Below are 22,343 nucleotides of genomic sequence, written 5' to 3'. Positions count from 1 at the left end.
TCACGCTCCGTTCAGGTGCTGGGTTGCGGGGTTGACAAGGTTCGCAAGGATTTTCACGGTGCGATCGATCTGCTCGAAACTGTGGCTGGCCGTGACGAAGAAGCGCAGTCGTGTCTGATCGTTGGGCACGGCGGGGTACAGGATCGGATCGACATTGATGCCGGCTTCACGCAGCCGCGCGGCCAGCAGAAGCGATCTGCGCGAATCGCCCACCACGAACGGGATGATCGGTGTTCCGCTGCTGTCGCCGAAGGAGAGACCGGCGCCCGCGAATGCCGCACGCATGTAGTCGGCGTTGGCATGCAGCGCGGCAACGCGTTCCGGCTCTGCCTGCAGAATCTCGATCGAGGCGAGCGAAGCCCCGGCCGAAGCCGGTGGCAGCCCGCAGCTGTAGATGAAGCCGGGCAGGCTGTATTTGAGGTAATCGATCAGCTCGCGCGATCCGCCGAGGTAGCCGCCGCAGCTGGACAGCGATTTCGACAGGGTGCCCATCCAGATGTCGACCTGAGAACGGTCCACGTCGAAGTGTTCGCCGATGCCGCCGCCGCCCGCACCGAGAACCCCGATGGAGTGCGCCTCGTCGACCATGAGCAGTGCGTCATGCCTCTTGGCCACCTCGATGAACGCCGGTAGGTCCGCGATGTCACCGTCCATGCTGTACGCGCCTTCGATCACCACCAAAGCTCGGCGGTATCGGTCGCGAACGGTACCGAGCAACTGGTCGAGATGGGCGGCGTCGTTGTGTTTGAACGGCCGACGCGTCGCACCGGACAAACGGCAGCCCTGCATGATGCTGTCGTGCGCCAGCGCGTCATGCAGCACGATGTCCTGCTCACCGATAATGTGGCCGATGGCAGTGACATTCGTGGAATGACCGCCGACGAGGGTGACGACGTCCTCGACCTTCAGCAGCCGCGCGATGGCCGCCTCCAGTTCGCGGTGCACCGGCTTCTCCCCCGAAAGTAGCCGACTCGCGGAAACCGATGTGCCGTAACGACTTAACGCCTCTTGCGCGCGGGCGGTGACCCGCTCATCTCCCGACAGTCCGAGGTAGTTGTAGCTCGAGAAGTTGATCAGCACACGATCGCCCACGCGAGTGGTGTCGTTGACGACCTGCTGGTGCACCGTGAAGTACGGGTTCTCGGTGCCCTCGCTGTCGAGGTCTTTCAGCCGTTTGTCCAGCGCCTGCCACTCCGGGAAATCGGTGATCGTGCACTCACGCGTGACCCGCTCGGCAAGCACCTCAGCGGAGGGCTCGGGTTTCGCGACAACAACTGCGGTTTCGCCCGCTGCCAGCGCCACGACATTGCCCACCGTGAGTTCCTTGGCACTGAAGTCCTGCAGCGCCAAGTCGGGGTTGCCCTTTTGCAGGGTCTTGAACAGTTCCGTCAGCATCAGCGAGTCGAAACCCAGATCACCGACGAGGAGGTGTCCGGCGGTGAGCGCCGCCGCGTCATACGATCCAATGCGGGCGATCTCGTTGAGCGCATTGCTGTTTCGATTCACGGGGCTGTTTTGATTCGCGGGTTTACGCTGCGGGTTCGCCGCCGTGGGAGGTGCCGACGCGGCGGGTATCGCAGGCACGGCCTGAGCAACCGGCGGCAGTTCGATGGTTTGGTTGCCCAACACCGTGGTGAGTAGCGCGGTCTGTTCGCGCCACAGCGAGATGATGTCCTGCACGAGGGGTGATTCCTTCCCGATAGGCGCGGATTGTGTCCGCTTCGCCGGAGAGCTGTCCTGAGGGATCGCCGCGAGGGTGCGCCGCGATTCACGTTTCTTCACCGGCCAGAGTGACTTGGCGGGAACCGGCCGCGTGGTCAGCAGTGCGCCCGGGTGATCGGACGTGCCGTCCAGACCGGCGGGCACGCCGACCGACCGTAATTGGGCCAGTATTCGATTGAGCAGACGTGCATGCTCGTCGGTGTCCACCGACACCAGATGATCCATGGGAGCGCCCGCGGACCGTGCGAGGTTCAACAGGGCACGTCCCGCACCGATCTGAAGAAAGACGGTGTCCGCGTCCCCCAGGGCACCGAGGGCCTCGGAGAAACGCACCGATGCGAGCGCGTGCTCACGCCACCGTGCGCGGATCCCCTCCGCATCGGTATACGAGGACGCCGAGATGCACGATATGAATCGTATTTCCGGGTTCCGGATAGGCAATTCTGCAATCAGCCCCTCGATGTCGCGGTTCGCCGGTTCCAGCAGCGGACTGTGGAACGCATGCGAGACGTTCAGCACCTTGTATGGAACATCGGCGCCAGTGAGTAGCGCACTGGCGCTCGCTAATCCGTCGGTGGTTCCGGCGAGGACGATCTGATCCGCAGCATTGTGGTTGGCCACCCACACCGACCGGACACCCTCGACGAGGGCGCGCAGCGTGGCCTCGTCACTTCGGCACACGATCATCCCACCGGCTGGAATGTCGGCATGGGCAATCGCCTCTCCCCGCCGTGCGGCGAAACGCACCGCCTGCTCGTCGGAGAGCACTCCCGCGGTGGCGGCCGCCGCGAATTCACCGACGCTGTGGCCCAGTACCACGTCGGGAACGACTCCGGCGCCGGCCAGATACTGCGCGACGGCCAGCTGTGTGATCAGCAAAGCCGGCTGGCAACGGTCGGTGCTGGCGAGCGCCAGCGCGGCGGCCGGTGTGTGCTCGGCCGGATACATCACGTCGAGCAGCCCGGGGCTGTGTGCCGCGGCGGCAAGACGTTCGATGGTCGCATTCACCTCCGGCACTGCGGCTTTCAACGAGGCGAGCTCGTTGACGGTCTGTGCTCCCTGACCGGCGAACAGGAAGCAGACCCGCGGGATCGCAGCGGCCGGCTTGGCCGACCGATACCAGACGTCATCGCCTATCCGCGTGGGAATTTCACCGCCCGCCTTGAGCACCGCGAGCGCGGCACGCAAGTGTTCGTGGAGCTCCAGGATGGAGCCGGTCACGATGAGCAACTCCACTCCGCGGTCCTCCCGGCGCGTGAGCGTCCGGGCCACCTGCCCGAGGTCCAGGTCGGGGGTGGCGTCGATATCGTCCAGCAGATACTGGCAACGCACCTCGATATCGCGCGCGTTCTCACCGCGAATCGGTATCACCCAGGAGTCCCGTGGTGTGCCTGCGCGCGCGACGTCACGTGGCTGACCCGCCTCCAGGAGCACGTGCACATTGGTTCCGCCGAATCCGAACGCGCTGACACCCGCCACGTGCGGCCGTACCGGCACGGCGGGCAGCGTGGTCGCCGTTTCGGCGATGCGCCAACCGCGTTCCTCCAGGTTCAGCGCCTCTCGCTTCTCGCGAATGTTCGGCTGCGGCGGAATGATCCCGGTACGCAACACCAGCGCCGTTTTGATCAGACCGATCAGCCCGGCCGCGGACATGGCATGCCCCACATTGGCTTTCGCACTGCCGAGATACCGCGGTAGATCCCCGCGGTGCGCCAGGCAAGAGCTCAACGATTCGACCTCCACCGCATCACCGACCGGGGTGGCAGTACCGTGCGCCTCGACATAGTCGATCTGACCGGGATCCAATCCCGCGTCCGCAAGTGCGAATTCGATCGCGGCGCGCTGCCCCGCGGCTTGCGGCTCCATCGGCCCGGCTCCGGCACCGTCGTTGTTGCATCCGACGCCACGCAACCAGGCATGTACCTCGCCCCGCGCGGGCAGGGTGTCCTCGCGGGTCAGCACGATGACGCCCACTCCCTCACCCAGCACGAATCCGTCTGCGCTCGCGTCGAAGGGGGCGCAGACACCGGACTTTGAGACGGCACCGATCTTCGAGAACATCACCAACGAATCGGGCACCAGATTGAGGTGCACTCCGGCAACGATCGCCACCTCGCATTGCCGTGACCGCAGCGCGAGCACAGCGTTGTTCAGCGCCACCAGTGATGACGCGCAGGCGGCGTCGACGGCCATCGACGGACCACGCAGATTGAATGCCCTGCTGATCATCGCGGCCGACATATTGAGCAGCGAGCCCGGCATCGTGAACGGTCGCACCACCGGAACGTCGGCGGTCAGCGCCCGCGAATCGATGTCGGAAAGATTCGAGGAATCCCCGAATTCACCGGCGCCCAGCTGCACTCCACGCAGCGGCGCACTCACCACCACCTCACGGAAATCGGATGTCGAGATACCGACGTACACGCCGACGCTGCGGCCCGCGAAGCTCTCCTGATCGAAGCCGGCGTCCTCCAACGCCTCGCGCGTGGTTGTCAACAGAATGCGGTGCTGCGGATCCATGACTTCGGCCTGCCGCGGCGAAATCCCGAAGGTGAGCGGATCGAACCGGTCGATACCGCTGACCGCGGCCATGACGTCGGTGTAGGTGGTGTTGGGACGCTTACCGTCCGGATCGAAGAACGGCCCATGCTCCCAGCGCTCCCGCGGGATCTGTCCGACAGCAGTCTCGCCTCGCAGCAGCATCTGCCAGAAGGATCGGACATCTCCGGCCCCCGGTACCTGGCAGGCCATCCCCACGATGGCCAGCGGCTCCGACGGACCGTTCCCGCGGTGCGCGTCCATCAGCCGGCGAGCTCAGCGGCCAGATGTGCGCGTACGACTGCGGCCAGGTCGGCGATCGTCTTCACCCTGACCAGCTCACGTGGCGGCAGGCGGACCCCGGTGACCTCTTCGATATGCGTCAGGAACTCGAGGGTCTGCACCGAGCTGTAGCCCAGGTCCGCGATCTCCGATTCTGGGGTGAGCTCGGGGAGCGCCTCTGTGGCCACCGACTGCAGGGCCTCGAAGACGAGGTCAAGCTCCTCGGAGAACACAATGTTGTTCGATGTCACCAGTCACCTCAAATATCTACGCGCGGATGATGTTTCGCAGCGATTGACAACGCTGTCATGGCGAACAGCGTTGAGGCTATGGAGATATGAGGTGCGCTATAAACCCTGCACGTCCTGATGTGTCAAGTCAACGACATGATCGGCCTTGTATGTCAGGTTGGATGACGTACAGGTGTGATGCTCGACACGTTCGGGAATGTATCACCGTTCCGTTCGGCTGAAAGATATTCGCGCACAGCCTGTTCGAGGACCTGTATCGCTGTGGACATTGTCTGCAAGGAGATGCTCTCGTCATAGACCGCCCAACCGTCATCTCCCGGGCCGAAGGTCACCGCGGGTATGCCCGCATGCCGGAATCGGATGGTGTCGTTGAACGCGGGTTTTGTGTAGGTGCGGACAGACTCGCCGGTCACCTGCCGATAGGAGCGACGTATCGCCGTTACGAGCGGATCGTCATCGTCCACGCGATGCGTGCCTGCGACAAAGGTCGGACCGTCGACGTATTCGACTGCGGCGGTGATGCCCTCCGGACTCTCCTCGGCCAGACGCCGGTGGAACGCAGCGAGCAGCTCCCCGGCCGCCACCTGTGGTCCCACGTTCACCGCCGCGATACGCGCCGTCGCACTTAGGGGTGTGAACTGTGCCATTCCCGCTTCCCCCGCACCCAGGCCGACCACCGACACCGGCCAGTCCTGCACTGGACGGGTTCGCAGGCCCGCGAGAAATTCTGCGAGGAACTGCGCCGGGTTGACGCCGGTATCCGGTCGCCAGATGTGGCTCGAATGGCCATGTGCGGTGATGTCCAGCAGTGCGTGCCCGGTTTGGGCTACCGCCAAGGCTATTCCGCTGTCGTCGCCATCGCGCCACGCGGTGGGTTCGACGGTGATGGACGCGTCCGGCCGCAGGCCCTGTTGCTCCAACAGGTACTGGGAGCCCTCGACGCCATTGCGTTCCTCATCCACTGTCAGTGCGACCAACAGCGCGCCATGCAGCGGCGGGTCGTCCACGATGCGCTTGGCGGCCGTCAACAATGCCGCCAGGTTGGCACGGGTGTCCGAGGTGCCTCGCCCGTAGATACGGCCATCTAATTCCACTGCCGTATAGGGACTCTCGGTGCATATCTGCCAGCGGCTGGGCGGCCCAGACGGATAGGTGTCCAAATGATCGTTGAGCATGAGTGTCGGACCATCACCGAACCGTTTATAAGCCAGCACATTCGGTCGATGTGGCGAACGCCCGACCAGCTCCACTGAGAAGCCCCAGCCTTCCAATAGGTCGGCCAGCGGGCGGGCGATACGTTCTTCCTCGGGTGTCCGTGCCGGGCCATCGAGGCTGTTTTCACACCACGGCTGCCCCTTGGCCACCAATTCGGTGGTGAAGCGCGCAAGCTCGCGAACATCGGGTGAGACCAGCACATCGGTCACGGCCGCACCTCCGTTTCGATGAGTGCGCGCAGCCCGTCCTGGTCTCTGCGTTGTGCTACCCCAAGGGTGGTCAACAGTCGCGCCCGATGCGGCGAGACGCCATCGGCGAATTGTGCTCCGTGCGCGGCCAGTCCGGCTCCCCCGCCCGGATAACCGTAGGTCGGGGCGACGCGAGCGTCCACCGCCCGCGTGGTGATCACGACAAGTGTGCCACCGTCGATCAGGTCGCGTGCCGCCGCCGCCTGCCTCGGCGAGAGGTTTCCCGAACCGTTGGCTGCAACCACGATCACGGATCGTCCGTCGCCGGCTGCCCGTAGCAGCGCGCCATCGTCACCGAGCGCCCCGATCACCAGCGGTACCGGCTGCAGTGCGTCTTTCGGATCACCATGGGCAGCAATGCGCTCCGGCCTTCGATGCCATCGGACTATGCCGCTGGCCACCGTCCCGATCGCGCCGCGACCCGGGGCATCGAATGCATCGCGCACCACCCCGGAGACCTTCACGACCTCCCGGCCGGCAAGCACCTTTCCCGCGAAAACCACCACGGGATCGACATCGGCTCCCGATGCGGCTACCGCGAGCGCATCTGCGAGATTGGCGCGCCCGTCGCTGTCCGAGCGGGCGCCGGGAATCATCGAACCGGTCACCACCACTGGCACCGACCAGTTCTCGCGATAGGAGAGCCACGCGGCGACCTCCTCGATGGAGTCGGTTCCGGTGGTCACCACAATCCCGTCGGCACCCCGGGCCACAAGCTCGCGGGCACGCCGCACCAGCCGTTCCAGCAGATCAAAGTCCACCTCAGAGCCGCCCACCAACGCCAGGCTCTCGGCAGCGCTGAAACCCGATACTGCCGTGGTCAATTCGGCGGCATCGGCCACCGGAACCGCTCCGGCGTCAGTCTCGTGCATAGAGATGGTTCCACCAAGTCCCAGTAGCACGACACCGCTCACGAGTGGTTCTCCTGTACGAACGACGGCACAATCACGCTCTGATAATCGGGCAGCTTCTGATCTGCCGGAATCCGCCCGATACCCTGCGCCCACCGCGCACGATCCGCCAGATCAGGTGCCAGCTCCGCACCGATACCGGTCTTGTATTCGAACTCCGCGGTGACTACCCCGATCAGTTTGGCGTCGAGTCCCACCGCCTTGGAGACAGCGGCGAGCGCCTCGGGCCTGCGCTCGGTCAGCGGTCCGTCGGCCCGGGCCACCGCCGCGACGAAGCGGGACACGGCAGACCTCTTGGAATCGACGGCATCTGCGTTGGCGAGAAAGAGGCTGTGCTGGTTGTACTTCTGGGCACCCTGCAGCTCGATGACATCACCGTCGAGCGCGTCGACCGCCTTGCTCAACGCGGGCTGGAATACCGCGATCGCATCAACATCCCGATTGGCTATCGCTGTCACAATCTCGGCAGGTCCGGTGTGCACGAGGTCGGCCTCCACGTGCGCGTCCGACAGGAACTTACTCGCGAAGAAATGGGCGCTGCTGCCCAGCGGAACGGCAATCTTGCGGCCCGCAAGGTCGGCGATCGAATTGATTCCCGCCGATCGCCGCGCCACGAATCGGCCTTCAGGCCAACGGGATCCGTCGGCTATCACTCGGATGCGTGGATTCTTCAACACGGCCGCAGATGTCGGGACGTCGCCGCCGTTCGCGATGTCCACGGCGCCTCCGGCCAGCGCTTCCAGCGCAGCTGCGCCTGTCGGAAAGGGCACGATCTTGACGTTCACGTGCTGCTGCGTGAAGTAACCGAGGTCACGGGCCACCGGCACCTGAGCCCAGGACGGGTCCACCACCCAGCCCAGCGTGAGAGATTCGGCATCGCCGCTCCTGTCCCCCGCACAGCCCACCACGGCGCCCAATACGACCAGAGTCGTTGCTATCAAAGCGGATAGCTTCGTGAAGTTAGGCAAGGCGCTCATGCTGTTTCCTCTCCGATGGATACCGGGTAATCGTCGGTGTGAAGCAGATCGTGCAGCCGCCGGCGTAGCCCGGCGTACGCGTCGAACTCGGCCAGTCGGCTCGCCGGACGCGGTCTGGGCAGCGGGTTGGCCAGGTGAGCGGCGATCCCCCCACTGCGATTCATCACCACAATCGAGGTCGCTATCCGGATCGCCTCGTCCACATCGTGAGTGACAAAGACGATCGTCGTCTCGCTGCGCCCCCATAACGCGATGACCAGGTCCTGCATCTGCTGGCGGGTGAGTGCGTCGAGTGCGCCGAACGGTTCGTCCATCAGGAGCACCCGCGGGCCGTTGGCCAACGCCCGCGCGATACCGACGCGTTGGCGCATACCGCCTGACAGTTCGTGTGGCAGCTTCGAGATCACATCGGTGTCGAGCCCAACGGCACGAATCAACTCGCGCGCCTTGGCGTGCCGTAGGCCACGTCCGAGCTTTCCAGCCCGCAACGCGAATTCGATATTGCTGCCCACGGATGCCCAGGGGAACAACACATCTCGCTGAAACACGACACCCCGCTCGCGACCCGGTCCAGTGACAGCGGTGCCGTCGAAGCGCACAGAACCCTCGGTCGGCCGAACGAATCCCGCGATTGAGTTGAGTACCGTGGACTTTCCGCATCCCGACGGTCCCAGAATCGCGACGAACGCGCCGCCGTCGATGGTCAGATCGAGATCCTCCACGACTGCCGAACCGCCCTCGTAGCGCACCGTCAATCCGGCGATGTCGATGCCGCCTGCCGTCATGCCTGCTCCTGCGCCCAGCGCACGCGCCGCCGGGTGAGCCGGTGGAAGATCTGGTCGGCGAGTGCTCCGACGACCCCCAGCGCCACCAGGCATGCGAACAACCGCTCGGGCTGGCTGAATAGCCGGGCCTGGTCAAGCCGGAATCCCAGACCTTCAGCCACCCCGGATTGTTCCGAGGCCACGATCAGAATCAGTGAGGCGGCGATGCCTTGACGCAGCCCCACCAGGACGAAGGGCAGCGATGCCGGAATCACCACATGGCTGAATGTCTGGTAACGCGACGCACCGACGGATGCGGCGACCCGCAGATAGTCATCCCGAGTCGATGACACGCCTGTGTGGGTGTTCACCCAGACCGGAAAAAAGACGCCCAGGCTGGTGAGAAAGAGTTTGGACTCCTCACCAATCCCGAACCACAGAATGGCCAACGGAACCAACGCGATCACCGGAATTGGCCGCAGCACTTGGATGGTCGGTTCCAGCAGCGCCCGAGCGATCCGGCTCCGACCGGTCAGGGCTCCAACCGTCACGGCAATGACGGATCCGAGGAGGAAACCCTGCAATGCCCGCCGGAAGCTCGCCGATGCGTCGGTGAGCAACGTGCCCTCCAGATACATCTGACGCGCGGCCGCCACCACGGCGCCTGGCGACGGCAACAGTCGAGCCGAGAACAGCTCAAGGCGCACCGCGATATCCCATCCGGCGACCACCAGCGCAAGGCTTATGAATGGCAGAACGAGAACTACCATCCGACGGATCTGATTGTGCGACTGCACTTTACGCGATATCGGTCGCCGTAAAGCGGCGCGTCTGATACGGGCAGAGGGTGCCTCGAGGAGCCCCGGACCGTCCGTCGACGCCGATACCATCTGCCTCCCTACGGACCGCGCTGATTGGGAGCGACGCTAACAGCGGATTCGGTTGCCGTTCAGTAGCTCACGCTGCAGGCACCGGCACGAGGCGTTGTTTACGCCACCGGCGGGAGAGGGTGACCTGCGCGGCGATGACCGGTGATGCGCAATGCGCCACCCCGGCCGCTCTCGGGCATGATTCGATCAGACTGACCGAATGAAGTTCGAGCTCTAGCTCAGTCCTCGGTAAAAGTCTCGCCGCGTAGCGCCGCGATGACGTCTGCCGCATGGGCCGCCACGACAAGGTCACCCACACGCTCGGCGGCCGCATGTAGTTCCATCCAGCGCCCAAGAAGCGCGGGATGGCTGGGCGCGGGGTTTCCCAGGGCCACTGTGTCATCGTCGAGGTCAAGGTCGATGGTGAAGTACTCGTGGGTGGCGAGCCACACCCACATCAATCGCGCATCCAGGACGCGTCGCGCAAGTGTCTCATCATCGGCCAGTGCCGGGGCGATCGACACCACATCGGAGCGCCACGCTTCGGTCATCGCATCGTCGAGCTCGGCGACTTCCCCGCGTTCGGTGGCGCCGAGGAACTCCGGATAGACAGTGAGTGCGTGCGCGATGTCCAGCACGATGTCGCGGAATCCGCCCCACTCGTAATCAAGGATTCGGACACCGTGTTCGGTGACCAGGATGTTGTCGGGCGCAACCTCGGAAGGGCTAAAGGCTCGAACGCCACCCCTCCCGAAGAGTTCTGCTGTTTGCTGTAGGCGCGGAATCAGTGCTGGCGGCACCTCGAGGGAGTACTCGCTCCTCAGGATCTGCTGCAGTGGGGCGATGGTGTCCGCTCCGCCGAGGCGCTGCTGTGTCGGGTCGACATCGGCCTTCTTGACATCGAGGCGCCGGAGCAGCGCAGCAAAGTCACCTTCGCGCCCCACCGTGGCGACATGCATCCGCCCCAAGGCTTGCGCCCACGCCATCAATGCGTGGTTTATCGCAGCACGATTGCGCTCTGCGAGCAGCTCGGACATGGTGGGCGCGGATCCCAGGTCGGTGAGCACGATGAGCCGTTCGGCGATCGAGTAAGCAACCAGCTCCGGGCCGGGCCGATGCTTGGCGGTCAGGGAGTTTGCGAACTGATACGACACGACCTCGCGCAGCACGGCGGCATCCGATCCGCCCTCGGGGACCTGCTTGATCACCATGGACTTCGGCAACGCAAACGGGTTCTGCACCGCACGGACCCGAATGACGATCGCAGGCCCGCTGCCACCGAGATCTTCGGGTTCAGCCAACGTCACGGTCGCCCCCGCGCGCTTGGAGAGCAACTCCTCAGCTGTGGCGATAACCTGCGCGACGGGGTCTGCCAATAATGTCGTCATTACCGCCTCACCTTACCCCGTCTTTATAAGACTGTGGGGCGGCACACACTCATCTCAGAATTCACATTCATGCATTTGCCAGTGTTGGTCGCAGACGTTGCCCTTGCGCGTCCTGACCGATCGGTCTAATTTAAGACCATGCGGTCTGCAGAGACGTTGACGTTCACAGAACGGGCCCGACGGGCACAGATAGTCGCCGGCGCCATCGAGGTGCTCGCCGAAGCTGGGTACCCACAGACATCGCTGGCGAAAATTGCCGAGCACGTCGGAGTGGCCAAGAGCGCGGTGCTGTATCACTTCACGTCGAAAACCGAGGTCATCGAATCCGTGATGCTCGAAGTCTTCACCCGCGCGGCCACCGTCATCGTGCCTGCAGTGCACGCAGAGACCACCGCACTCGCACGTCTCACGGGCTACATCAGAGCCAATATCGAATTCGTGGTGAGTAACCGAGTGGCCGCGATCGCCCTACTGGAGATCATCACCGGTTACCGCAGCCAGGATGGTCTGCGGTTCGACCAGGCAGCGGCCGGCGCAGCACCCCCCGCCGAGTTCGCCGCGATGGATCCAGAGGCGATTTTCACCGATGGTGTCGCGACCGGTGAGTTCGAGTCGGTGTCACCCCGGTTCATGAAGAACGCCTTGCGGGCGGCGCTTGATGGCGCCGTGTGGGAGCTGGGACGCGACCCGGACTACGACGCCATCGGATACGGAGAACAGCTCGTCGACATGTTCACCAAAGCCGTCGGTGCAGCACCATGACAACGATCGTGATCAGCGCATACGGCACCCGCGGGGACGTGGCGCCGCTGACCGGGCTGGGAAAACGGCTGCGCGACAGCCTGTCTGCGCACGTGGCCATTGCCGCGCAAGAACCCTACGCACACCTGGTACGTACGGCCGGTCTGGAATTCCGGCTGTTACCCGGCGATACCGAGGCGGCAACCCGCGACTCCGAGCATGGTCAGGCACTTGTGGACGGCACACGGATGCGCCCCTCGGGGGCAGCTCTCGCCGAGATGCGGGCCGGACTTGCGGGAGTCGGCGAGGCCATGGCCGAAACGGCGCACGATGCCGATGTGCTGCTGGCCGAGGGCCCAGTTGGCACCCTGCTCGGATATCACGTTGCCGAGGCGCTCGACATACCCAGCGCGGGCCTCTGTCTTCAACCGGCCTGTCCCACTGCCGAATTTGCGCCACCGCCCCTGACCGTCCGGTCGTTTGGCACCTGGGGTAACCGGCTGGTGTGGCGCCTTGCCCAGTCCGGGGAACGGATCTACACGCCGCTCATCGATGGTCTGCGCCACCATCTCGGACTGGCCCCCGCATCGCTGCGCCGCTATCACAACATCCGAGCCACGCGCTGGCCCATCGTGCACGGCTACAGCCGTCACGTCGTCCCGCGCCCCCTCGACTGGCGACCACACTGGCATCTGACCGGCTACTGGTGGCCCGATCATGATGAAACTTGGCTACCGCCAGGAGAACTGAGTGAATTTCTCGACAACGGCCCCGCTCCCGTCTTCGTCGGTTTCGGCAGCACCGCCACCGCCAGAGGGCAAGAGCTGTCGGAAACCATCGCCCATGCGATACGTGTGGCCGGGGTGCGGGCGGTGGTGCAACGCGGGTGGGCCGGACTCGCCGGCCTGGGCGATGACGTCATCACCGTCGACGATGTTCCGCACTCGTGGCTGTTTCCACGAATGGCCGCTGCCGCACACCACTGCGGCGCCGGTACGACTGCGGCCGCGCTGCGGGCCGGCATCCCCTGCATACCCGTCCCGGGCATCATAGACCAACCGTTCTGGGCCCACCGATTGTCTGAACTCGGCGCCGCCTGTACACCACTGCCGCGTACGTCGCTTCGCGCCGACGAGCTCTCGGCATCGATCACAGAGGTGATCACCGAGTCACGGTATCGCCAAGAAGCCCAACGTCTCTCACGACTCATTCACGGCGAGGACGGTATCGGGGCGGCGGTGGACATCATCGCCGCAATGTTGGATGCCACGACGATGAAAGGTGCACATCATGGCCACTGAACTCCTCATGGGCAACGCACTACTGGCCGGAGCGATCACGCTAGCCGGCGGTGCGATCGGCGCAGGTATCGGTGACGGCATGGCGGGAGCACAGCTCATCGCCGGGGTAGCCCGCCAGCCGGAATCTCAGAACCGCTTGTTCACACCGTTTTTCATAACCGTCAGCCTGGTAGAGGCCACCTTCTTCATCAATGTCGCGTTCATGGCCCTGTTCGTGTTCGCCACCCCGGGCGGGTAGTCACCCGGCCGCGGCATCTCCCACGGCCATGACGATCTCGTGGATCAGGCGCATCTTCTCCAGCACCGGACCGCGCAGCACGAACGGGTACAGATCGTCGCGCCCCATGGAGCGGTTGACCATGTTCAGCGACCACGCCAAGGGCAGCCACATCTCGATGATGGTGTCGAATCCGCTGGGGCCCAGCACCCTGCGATCGAAGGTGCCGCCCGCGGGCGCCAGCGCGAAGGCAGCGGCGGTGTCCAGCGTGTCCCGGACATGCAGGTAATGCGCGAAGGTCTCCGCCCAGTCCTCGGCGGGATGCATGGTGGCATAGGAGGAAACGAAACTCGCCTGCCAGCCCTCGGGCGCACCCTGCTGATAGTGCCGATCAAGTGCTGCCTGGTAGTCGGCATCCGGATCGCCGAACAGCGCGCGAAACCTCTGCTCATAGTCCGCAGAGGTTTCGACGAGCCGGTAATAGAAGTAGTGCCCGATCTCGTGACGAAAATGCCCGAGCAGTGTGCGATACGGCTCATCCATCGAGATACGAAGCTGCTCACGGTGCACGTCATCGCCCTCGGCGAGATCCAGCGTGATCACCCCGTTGTGGTGTCCCGTCATCACCTGCTCGTCTTCACTGGACAGCAGATCGAAGGCCAGTCCGAACTCGGTGTCGACGTCTCGCCCCGTCACCGGTAATCGCAGCTCGGCGAGCTCGGCAATGAGCCGGCGCTTCGCCTTCTCTGCCTCGGCGAAAGCCGGCAAGGCCGTGCCGTCAGAATCACTGGGCCGAGTGCGCGTCAGCACGCAGGACGCGCACAACGTATCCGTTCCAGTGCCATCCACCAGCCAATTGCATTCGGCTACATGCAGGTTCGCGCACAGGTGATGATTGTCCGAGTCAACGAATCCGGGCCCGTCGTCCTGGGCGATGACCAGCAGAGCCTTGTCCCCGAGCGAGAACCCCACATGGCTGCCACAGGCCAGGCACACCGAGTTCTCGAACGCCAGATGCTGGCCACACTGCGGACAGATGAAGTCACGCACGAGCGGGGCTCTCCTGACACGGTGCCACGTCCACAGAGACCTTGATCGTGCTGCTCTCGGAATCGGTGTAGATGATGCCGCGCAAGGGCGGTACGTCCGCGTAATCACGACCCCACGCGACGGTGACATACCGCGCGTCGGCCATCGTGTCATTCGTCGGGTCGAACGCGACCCATCCATCGGGCGGTACCCACACCGCCGCCCACGCATGGGTGGCGTCGGCGCCGACCAAGCGAGGCTTCCCGGGCGGCGGATTGGTTGCGAGGTAACCGGATACGTAGCGCGCCGCGAGCCCCTGGGTGCGCAGCGCGGTGGCCGCCATGCGGGCGAAATCCTGACAAACGCCCTCCCCCGCGGCCAGTACTTCGCTGACCTTGGTGGAAATGGTGGTGGACCCCGACCGGTATTGGAAGTCGCGATAGATCCGGCCCATCAGGTCCACAACAGCTTCCCCGAGCGGGCGCCCGGCGGTGAAACTCACCGCGGCATAGGCACGTACATCATCGGTAATCTCGGGGGGCACCAAGTCCAGCACGAACTCGGCGGCGAGTGCGCCGGCCCCGGTCGATTCCCCGTATGCCGGGCGGGCCAGCTCCCACGCCTGCTCCCACCCCGCAGCGGGAGGCCGCGGAGTGCTGACATCCACGATCGAGCGGGCGGTCACGCTGAGCTCCCGGTGCGGGGTGGTGACGTGGAAGTACGAGCTGAGGTTTCCGTATACATCCCTGCCGGTGGAACTGTCCGAGGGCTCTGGTTCGACGATCAGTTCGTTCGATTCACAACGCTGCCAATCGGTGTCACGCGGCGTGAGGTAGCCGCGCCCATACGAGCTGGTGACGTCGTCGGAGTACTTGTACAGGGTGCGGTGCGTCACCTGGTACTGGATCACGGATGCGGCGCCCGCCGGGGGACCATCGGTCACGGCAATCTCCGCCTCGGGTCGGGGCCCCACAGTGGCTGCATACCGGTCGGCATCGACAGGTGCGTCTTGGTGACCACGGAAGACAGTTCGCGCAACGCCTGATGGACGTTGTCGAGGGTATCTGCAAGTGTGTCGCGCTGGCCGTCCTCGCCCGCGACCTCCAGATCGGCAGGATCGATCCGCCGCAGCTGTGTCACCAAGTCCTCCACCAACCGCTCCGGGCGTGAGGTTCCCGAGGCACTCGGCAATGACTTGAGGTCGGTGCGTAACGACTCCACTTGATACAGAAGCGATCTCGGATTGACGGCATCGAACAGCAGCAGATCAGCAACAGCCTCGAGACTGATCTTGCCCCGAGTGCGGCGGCGATACATCACCGAGGACTCGCACGCCACCAAGGTGGACTCGGTGACGGACTGCTCGGCCGCACGGCCGCGGACCGTCGTGAGCGTGGAACGCAGCAGGGCCGTCAGGCCGAGACCGCGCTCGATGCGCTTGCCGATATCCATGATCGTCCAGCCGATATCGTGCACCGTCGACTCCGCCGCCAGGCCTGCCAGGGCGAGAAGTCCTGCCAATACCTGAGTCTGGGTGGCGGCGAGCACCGTATCGTCGGCACGGGTGGGGCTACCGCCGGACCGCGTGGAATCGTCGTACTCGACCCCTGCTGTCGCGATGGCCCGGTCCATGCCGCCGAGCACCATCCAGGTGTCATTGGACATCTGATCCCGAACCGCGCGGGCCGCCAGACCAAGCCGTTCCACCGATTGCGCCAGGGACCCGACTCGCTCCTTGTCCACCGTCAATGACCACAACTGGGTGCCCAGATCCTCGGAGCCGGTGTCGGTACCGGTGATGTCGCCAAGTGCCTTCAACAGCACCGGGACGCATTCACTGGCCTCCATGAACTGCCGATACCGGTACTCGTGGAACCGTTCCCGGGTGACGGACAACAGCCGGACCAGATTCTCCGCACGCTCTCCATACCGCCCCAGCCAGAACAGATCGGACAACACGCGCGGTGAGCTGACCGCGTCGGCGCCCGCCAATCGACCGGTGGGTAGATCCAGCGATGCCACCGTCAGTGCCCGCTCGGTCTGATCGCGATCCGGCTGCTGAACCCAAATATCTTTGGCAGCAATACTGTTGAGAGTCGATCCCGAGTATCCGGAAGCGGCGACGTATCCGAGACCGCCGATCATCGGCGCGTAACCGCCGCGCTGTGCCACCGTGAACAGTCGCATACCGATCGGCGCCGCGGTGAGGGCGCCGGAGCGCAGATACGTGGGGGCCACCGACAGCTCGGGAAGTTCCTGACCGACCCAGCGCCAGGGCGCCGCCTCGATGCGCGCCCGCAATGTCTCCAGGGTCTGCACTGACTGCAATGGTCCGGTGTAAACCTCTTCCCCCACTGTTGATTTGACCAGCAGCGAGCCCACGTTCGCGAGCAGATGCGAGCGCTCCGCATCGATGCCGCCCCACCAGATTTGACCTCCGGACAAGGCGAGCGGCTCGTCGAACAGCCGCTGCGACAGCTCCGGCAGGAAACGAGCCAGGCCCGGGTTCTCCAATACCCCGCTGCCCAGCGAGTTGACGACGGTCACCGCGCCCCGGCGAAGTACCTCGACCAAGCCGACGACTCCCAGCCGTGAGTCGGCGCGCAGATCCAGCGGATCGGAATAGGCGGCGTCGACGCGACGAAGTACCACGTCCACCCGGCGCAGGGTGCCCAGTGACCGCATCCACAGCTTGCCGTCACGCACCACCAGATCCGCGGACTCGACCAGCGGAAAACCCAGCACCGATGCGAGGTACGCCTGATCGAAGGATGTCTCCGAGTGGATACCGGGACTGAGCACCACCACCGACGGATCCTCGATCGACTCCGGAGCGACATCGATGAGTGCCAGGCGAAGTGTTTGTGCGAACGATGAGGTCGGCCTCGGCGCCACCTTCTCGTAGAGATCGGGGGCGGCGTGAGCCACCACGCGGCGGTCCGCCATCGCATACCCGGCGCCCGACGGCGCCTGCGTCCAATCGGCATTCACCCGAAACTCGCCGGTGCCGGTGCGGCCGACATCACTGCCGAGCAGAAACAGCTGATGCCTGCCGGGCAAGGCCATGCCGTGAGCCGCGCGCACATATCCGGGATGTGCGAACAGCAGCTGTGGCGGCAACACTCCGGAACTGATCAACTCCTGCGGCCCGTACAGGTCGCTGAGGATGGCGTCCAGCAGCGTGGCCCGCTGCGTCAGACCAACCTCCAGGGCGTCCCAGTCGTCGGAGTCCACAAGCAGCGGGAGCCCATCCAGACGCCACGGCACCGGATGAGTGGGCGCATCGGGCGCCGGCACAGATGTCGAGACGCGCCCGGGATCCATGTAGGTGATGCCGTCGCTGTCGACAAGGGTGCGGACGCGATCGAGCAGGCGGTCCAAACCGGGACGGCCACGTTGCGCGATGGCGTCGGCCAGGTCGGTCCAGGCCGGGCGGACGCTGCCGTCGGGCGCCAGGAACTCGTCGTAACCCGCCTGGCTGCCCCGCCGTCCAACCTCGAACAGTGACCCCTGGGCACGAATACTGCGGTACTGCCCGATCAGCGGGTTATCGGCAAGAGAGAAGTCGGGTCCGACGGGAGCCCCCGAAGCAGGTGCTGCCACCGGTCGTACCTTCCTTCCCGTTACGCTGCCGTTCCTACGCCCAATCGACCGCCTACCTGCGCCCCACCGTTCTCGCACGGCGCAGATCAAGGATGCCGGGCGCCACGGCATCGGTAGACATGCGGGCTTGTTTCTCGCGCAAGTCTGACAAATCGACTCGACCGGTGGTGTAACCGGTGGCATCGAAGCGCCTCCCACGGCGTGCCTCGGCGGCCACCGCATTGACGGGCGGGTCGTCGTAGGACCGGCCACCTGGGTGCGACACGTGGTACGTACAGCCGCCGCGAGACAGCGCGTTGGCCGTGTCGATGAGCTCGAAGCGCAGCGGGTCGTCAACGGTGATGCTCGGATGCAGCGCACTGGGCGGCTGCCAGGCGCGGTACCGGACGCCGGCCACCTGAACGTCCGGGTTGGCGGTCGAGAGCAGCGGGATGGGCTCGCCATTGCACGTGACCACATATCGGGACCGGTCGGCGCCGATCACCCGCACCTGCACACGTTCGATCGAGGAATCCACGTATCGCGCGGCACCTCCGGCGGTCGCCTCTTCCCCCAGCACCCGCCACGGTTCGATGGCCCCGCGCAGTTCGATCTCGATGCCGTCGAACACCGCGGTGCCAATCCGTGGAAACCGGAACTCGGTGAACGGATCGAGCCAGCTGGTTTCGAAGGCGATGCCGTGCGCACGCAGCTCGGCAGCAACCTGAGCAATGTCGTGAATAATGAAGTGCGGCAACAGGTAACGGCCATGCAGGTTTGCGCCATGGCGAATCAACGGTGTGCGCAGCGGCTGCTCCCAGAACCTTGCCACCAGCGCGCGTACCAGCAGCGACTGAACCATTGCCATCTGGAAATGCGGCGGCATCTCGAATCCGCGCAGCTCCAGCAGGCCCAGACGCCCGCGGGCGCTGTCGGGGCTGTACAGCTTGTCGATGCAAAACTCCGCGCGGTGGGTGTTGCCGGTGATATCGGTCAGCAAATGCCGCAGCGCCCGGTCCACGTGCCAAGGAGCGGCCTTTGCGGAAGGATCGCGATCGGGTGCCTTCGTCAATCTATCGATCTCCGCGAAGGCGATCTCCAACTCGTACAGCGCCTCTTCGCGGCCTTCGTCTACGCGAGGGGCCTGCGATGTGGTGCCGACGAACCGTCCCGAGAACAGGTAGGACAACGCGGGGTGATGCTGCCAGTAGGTCAGCAGCGACACCAGCAGATCGGGGCGACGCAGCAACGGTGACGTCGCCGGGGTCCGGCCCCCGAGCGTGATGTGGTTCCCGCCGCCGGTGCCGGTGTGGGTGCCGTCCACGTCGAATGATTCGGTGGTCAGCCGCGCCTTCCGCGCCTCCTCGTACAGCACCTGCAGCTGACGGGACTGTTCTGCGAAACTCCCGGTGGGGGTCACGTTGACCTCGATGACCCCCGGATCGGGCGTGACACTCATGACTTCCAGCCGAGGATCCGGTGGCGGTCCGTACCCTTCGATCACCAGCGGGCAGGTGACTGCGGCCTCGATGCGCGCGATGAGGTCCACGAAGTCATCGAGGCTTTGCACCGGCGGCAGGAACAGATACAGCAGCCCGTCGCGAATCTGGGCGACCAGGGCCGTGGGGGGTGCTCCGTCAGCGGGCACGACGACGGCGTCCGCGCCGGAACGTTGTGCGCCAAGTTCGGCGGTGGCGCTGAGAGGGTCCGCCTCGGTGGGGTGCGGCGCCGGCTGCCAGGAGATGGAGTCCAGTGGGAGCCGCAGACCTGCCGGGGACTCTCCTTGCGTCAAGACAATCCGTCCGCGGCGCAGTGTCCAGTCGGCGCTTTCCCAGCGGCCGCCGTCCTCCCCGCGGTGCAGGGGCAGCACGTACGCGGCCGGCCCGGTCACCTGATCGTCCAGGCGGGCCAGTAATTCTGAACGTCGGTCTTCCGAGTCTTCCTGCGGTACTGGGTCATCGGCCGCCGCGACGGGATCTCCCTCGGGACGCCGAACGGATGCGGCGAGTCGACTCAACGGATCCTCATACGCCGCGCGAACCTGACTCTCGGGCAGCCCGATATCACCCGCCAGAGCGAGCAGGAGCGCGCGGTCGGCGCCCTCCGGGGTAGACCACTGACGGTCCTCGGCCCAGGGGTCGGCGAGGAGCTCGGGGTCAGACCACAGTGGCTGGCCGTCGCGCCTCCACTGCAAACCGATCTGCCACCGCGGCAGGGGTTCGCCGGGGTACCACTTTCCCTGGCTGCGCTGAACCAAACCTGTTGGTGCCCAGAGCGCTTTCAGGCGTGCGGTCAGGTCGGAGGCACGTATCCGCTTCTGGGGTCCGTCGGCCGCCGTCGTCCACTCCTCGGCGACCTGGTCGTCGACCGACACGAATGTCGGCTCGCCGCCCATCGTCAACCCCACTCCGGCGGTATCGAGCCGGGTGTCGATCTCCGCACCCAATGCGGTGACAGCCTCCCAGACCGCTGTCGTGTACGGCAGCGTGACTCGTGGATCTTCGTGCACCCGGGTGACGGTGTTGGAGAAATCGAGGGTGGACTCGCACATATCGGTTGCCCCCGAGATGGCGGCGGACGTCGACGGATGTGGAGTCGCCGAGAGCGGAATATGCCCTTCGCCGGCGAGCAACCCCGACGTGGGATCCAGCCCCACCCATCCGGCACCGGGGATGTACACCTCGGCCCAGGCATGCAGGTCGGTGAAATCCGCGACCGGCCCTGAGGGACCGTCGATTTCGATGATATCCGAGGTCAGTTGCACCAGATATCCGGACACGAAGCGGGCGGCAAGCCCCTTCTGCCGCAGGATTGATACCAGCAACCAGGCGGTGTCACGGCAGGAACCGATACCCACCGCCAGTGTCGTGTCCGGACTCTGGACGCCAGGCTCCAACCTCACCGCGTAACCGACATCCGAGCACAGCGCCTGGTTGAGCGTGACGAGGTAGTCGATGATGCGCGTGTTGGGCGCCATCGTGAAGTTGGACACCCAGGCCTGAACCAGTTCACCGGGACCCGAACCGGGCACGGATTCGTCCACCAGCTTGAGGTAGGGCTCCAGATCCGCCGCCAACGCCGCCGGATAAACAAACCCGACGTGTTCGGCCCACTCCTCGATGAAGAAGTCGAACGGGTTGACCGATTTCAGATCCGCGATGAGTCCGACGGTGATCGATAGCCGCCGGGTCCGCTCCGGAAACACCACGCGGGCAAGGAAATTACCGAAGGCATCCTGCTGCCAGTTGATGAAGTGATCGTCGGGGGCGATGCGCAACGAGTACGCCTCGATGGGAGTTCGGGTATGCGGAGCGGGGCGCAATCGAATCTCGTGCGGATGCACCTGCACGAGTCTGTCGAATACGTAGCTGGTCCGGTGCTCCAGCGCCACCTTGATGCCCATCGGCTGATCCCACCATAACCTGGCCTCACCCGCATGGCCTGCGATTCAGGGCACAATGAACCTGTGGCCACCTGGGATGACGTAACAGGCGCCGCATCGGGGCTTCCCGAGGCGCTCGAGACCTCCCCACGGGTGTGGAAGGTGCGCAAAAAACTGTTCGTCTGGGAACGGCCGTTGCGGAAGAGTGATCTGGCAGCCCTGGGAGATTCGGCCCCCGACGGCGACATACTGGGCGCCCGCGTCGGCGATGAGGGCGTCAAACGCGCACTGATCGCCGAGGAACCGCAGGTGTACTTCACCACGCCACATTTCGACGGTTACCCGATCGTGCTCGCCCGGTTGGATGCCATTCCGCCGCCGGACCTCACCGAACTCATCACCGAGGCCTGGCTGTGCCAGGCGCCGAAGACGCTGGCGCTCAGGTTCCTCGACTAGCCGCGGCGCAACTCGAAGATCGGGATGGCGCGGTCCGTCTTCTCTTGGTAGTCGGCGAACACGGGAACCTGCTCGACAACCTTCGGATACAGCGCATCGCGCTCGCCCAGCGAAAGCTCGTGGGCCACCACCTCGTATCCGTCGGTTCCGATGTCGATATGCGCATGTGGATGTGCGCGCAGGTTGTGCACCCAGGCAGGGTCCTTATCGGCGCCGCCGAACGAGCCGACGATGTAGATCTTCTCGTCGATGTCGAAGTAGGCCAGCGGATTCAGCCGCTGCTGTCCACTCTTGGCGCCGGTATTGGTCAGGAGCAGGATCGGTACACCGGCGAACTGTCCGCCGACCTCTCCGCCGTTGGTGCGGAACTCCTGAGTGATGCCGTCGTTGAATTCGTTGATCACCGCAGCGGGCTGCTGGTTGAAGGGTGTGTCATCGGTCACCACACCAGAGTGCCACTGCTGCGCCGC

At 64.9% G+C, this 22,343-nt stretch carries 17 protein-coding genes; 4 read left to right on the top strand and 13 right to left on the bottom strand.

Annotation, left to right across the window (positions count from 1 at the left end; genetic code table 11):
* The 8 genes from B4383_RS16565 to B4383_RS16530 all read right to left on the bottom strand — a co-directional run bounded on the left by B4383_RS16565 (position 1) and on the right by B4383_RS16530 (position 11,165).
* Positions 1 to 4,524, bottom strand: a complete 4,524-nt coding sequence (locus B4383_RS16565; protein ID WP_078287939.1) for a type I polyketide synthase — start codon at positions 4,522 to 4,524, stop codon at positions 1 to 3.
* A complete protein-coding gene (locus B4383_RS16560; protein WP_078287938.1) occupies positions 4,524 to 4,793 on the bottom strand; it encodes a phosphopantetheine-binding protein in 270 nt (89 codons plus the stop codon). The genes B4383_RS16565 and B4383_RS16560 overlap by 1 nt, the downstream gene beginning before the upstream one ends.
* 152 nt (positions 4,794 to 4,945) lie before the next feature.
* Positions 4,946 to 6,217, bottom strand: a complete 1,272-nt coding sequence (locus tag B4383_RS16555; RefSeq protein WP_078287937.1) for a M20 family metallopeptidase — start codon at positions 6,215 to 6,217, stop codon at positions 4,946 to 4,948.
* A complete protein-coding gene (locus B4383_RS16550; RefSeq protein WP_078287936.1) occupies positions 6,214 to 7,170 on the bottom strand; it encodes an asparaginase domain-containing protein in 957 nt (318 codons plus the stop codon). The genes B4383_RS16555 and B4383_RS16550 overlap by 4 nt, the downstream gene beginning before the upstream one ends.
* Complete coding sequence (locus tag B4383_RS16545; protein ID WP_078287935.1) at positions 7,167 to 8,144, bottom strand: ABC transporter substrate-binding protein; 978 nt, start codon at positions 8,142 to 8,144, stop codon at positions 7,167 to 7,169. The genes B4383_RS16550 and B4383_RS16545 overlap by 4 nt, the downstream gene beginning before the upstream one ends.
* Positions 8,141 to 8,929, bottom strand: a complete 789-nt coding sequence (locus B4383_RS16540) for an ABC transporter ATP-binding protein (RefSeq protein ID WP_078287934.1) — start codon at positions 8,927 to 8,929, stop codon at positions 8,141 to 8,143. Before B4383_RS16540 ends, B4383_RS16545 begins: the two co-directional genes overlap by 4 nt.
* A complete protein-coding gene (locus B4383_RS16535) occupies positions 8,926 to 9,678 on the bottom strand; it encodes an ABC transporter permease (protein WP_176138387.1) in 753 nt (250 codons plus the stop codon). The genes B4383_RS16540 and B4383_RS16535 overlap by 4 nt, the downstream gene beginning before the upstream one ends.
* A gap of 338 nt (positions 9,679 to 10,016) precedes the next feature.
* Complete coding sequence (locus B4383_RS16530; RefSeq protein ID WP_078287932.1) at positions 10,017 to 11,165, bottom strand: kinase; 1,149 nt, start codon at positions 11,163 to 11,165, stop codon at positions 10,017 to 10,019.
* A 138-nt stretch (positions 11,166 to 11,303) separates the two neighbouring features.
* Here B4383_RS16530 and B4383_RS16525 point away from each other — a divergent pair, with 138 nt between their 5' ends.
* From B4383_RS16525 to B4383_RS16515, 3 genes are read left to right on the top strand one after another with little or no spacing between them, the layout of a single operon-like run.
* Positions 11,304 to 11,927: a TetR/AcrR family transcriptional regulator gene (locus B4383_RS16525; protein ID WP_078287931.1), complete on the top strand. Its 624-nt coding sequence runs from the start codon at positions 11,304 to 11,306 to the stop codon at positions 11,925 to 11,927.
* Positions 11,924 to 13,207, top strand: coding sequence for a glycosyltransferase (locus B4383_RS16520; protein WP_078287930.1), 1,284 nt, complete (start codon positions 11,924 to 11,926; stop codon positions 13,205 to 13,207). The genes B4383_RS16525 and B4383_RS16520 overlap by 4 nt, the downstream gene beginning before the upstream one ends.
* Entirely contained in the window at positions 13,197 to 13,445 is a 249-nt protein-coding gene (locus B4383_RS16515; RefSeq protein WP_070939513.1) for a F0F1 ATP synthase subunit C, read from the top strand. Before B4383_RS16520 ends, B4383_RS16515 begins: the two co-directional genes overlap by 11 nt.
* Here B4383_RS16515 and B4383_RS16510 read toward each other — a convergent pair whose 3' ends face one another.
* From B4383_RS16510 to B4383_RS16495, 4 genes are all read right to left on the bottom strand, one after another.
* Entirely contained in the window at positions 13,446 to 14,474 is a 1,029-nt protein-coding gene (locus B4383_RS16510; RefSeq protein ID WP_078287929.1) for a putative zinc-binding metallopeptidase, read from the bottom strand.
* Positions 14,467 to 15,396 (bottom strand): transglutaminase family protein, encoded by a 930-nt coding sequence (locus B4383_RS16505; RefSeq protein WP_286150522.1) that lies wholly within the window; start codon positions 15,394 to 15,396, stop codon positions 14,467 to 14,469. Before B4383_RS16505 ends, B4383_RS16510 begins: the two co-directional genes overlap by 8 nt.
* On the bottom strand, positions 15,393 to 17,996 hold the full coding sequence (locus tag B4383_RS16500) for a circularly permuted type 2 ATP-grasp protein (RefSeq protein ID WP_078288212.1): 2,604 nt from the start codon (positions 17,994 to 17,996) through the stop codon (positions 15,393 to 15,395). Before B4383_RS16500 ends, B4383_RS16505 begins: the two co-directional genes overlap by 4 nt.
* Positions 17,997 to 18,108: 112 nt before the next feature.
* Positions 18,109 to 21,438 carry a transglutaminase family protein gene (locus tag B4383_RS16495; protein ID WP_078287927.1) on the bottom strand — a complete coding sequence of 1,110 codons (3,330 nt, stop codon included), beginning with the start codon at positions 21,436 to 21,438 and terminating at the stop codon, positions 18,109 to 18,111.
* 63 nt (positions 21,439 to 21,501) lie between these two features.
* Here B4383_RS16495 and B4383_RS16490 point away from each other — a divergent pair, with 63 nt between their 5' ends.
* Positions 21,502 to 21,873 carry an MmcQ/YjbR family DNA-binding protein gene (locus tag B4383_RS16490; RefSeq protein ID WP_078288211.1) on the top strand — a complete coding sequence of 124 codons (372 nt, stop codon included), beginning with the start codon at positions 21,502 to 21,504 and terminating at the stop codon, positions 21,871 to 21,873.
* On the opposite strand, the gene B4383_RS16485 is transcribed toward B4383_RS16490, so the two are convergent.
* Positions 21,870 to 22,316 (bottom strand): nitroreductase family deazaflavin-dependent oxidoreductase, encoded by a 447-nt coding sequence (locus tag B4383_RS16485; RefSeq protein WP_078288210.1) that lies wholly within the window; start codon positions 22,314 to 22,316, stop codon positions 21,870 to 21,872. The two genes, B4383_RS16490 and B4383_RS16485, sit on opposite strands and share 4 nt — an antisense overlap.
* Positions 22,317 to 22,343 lie beyond the last annotated feature (27 nt).

The organism is Mycobacterium sp. D16R24 (assembly GCF_002013385.1).
Classification (GTDB): Bacteria; Actinomycetota; Actinomycetes; order Mycobacteriales; family Mycobacteriaceae; genus Mycobacterium.
This window is presented reverse-complemented; position numbering and strand designations above follow the sequence as displayed.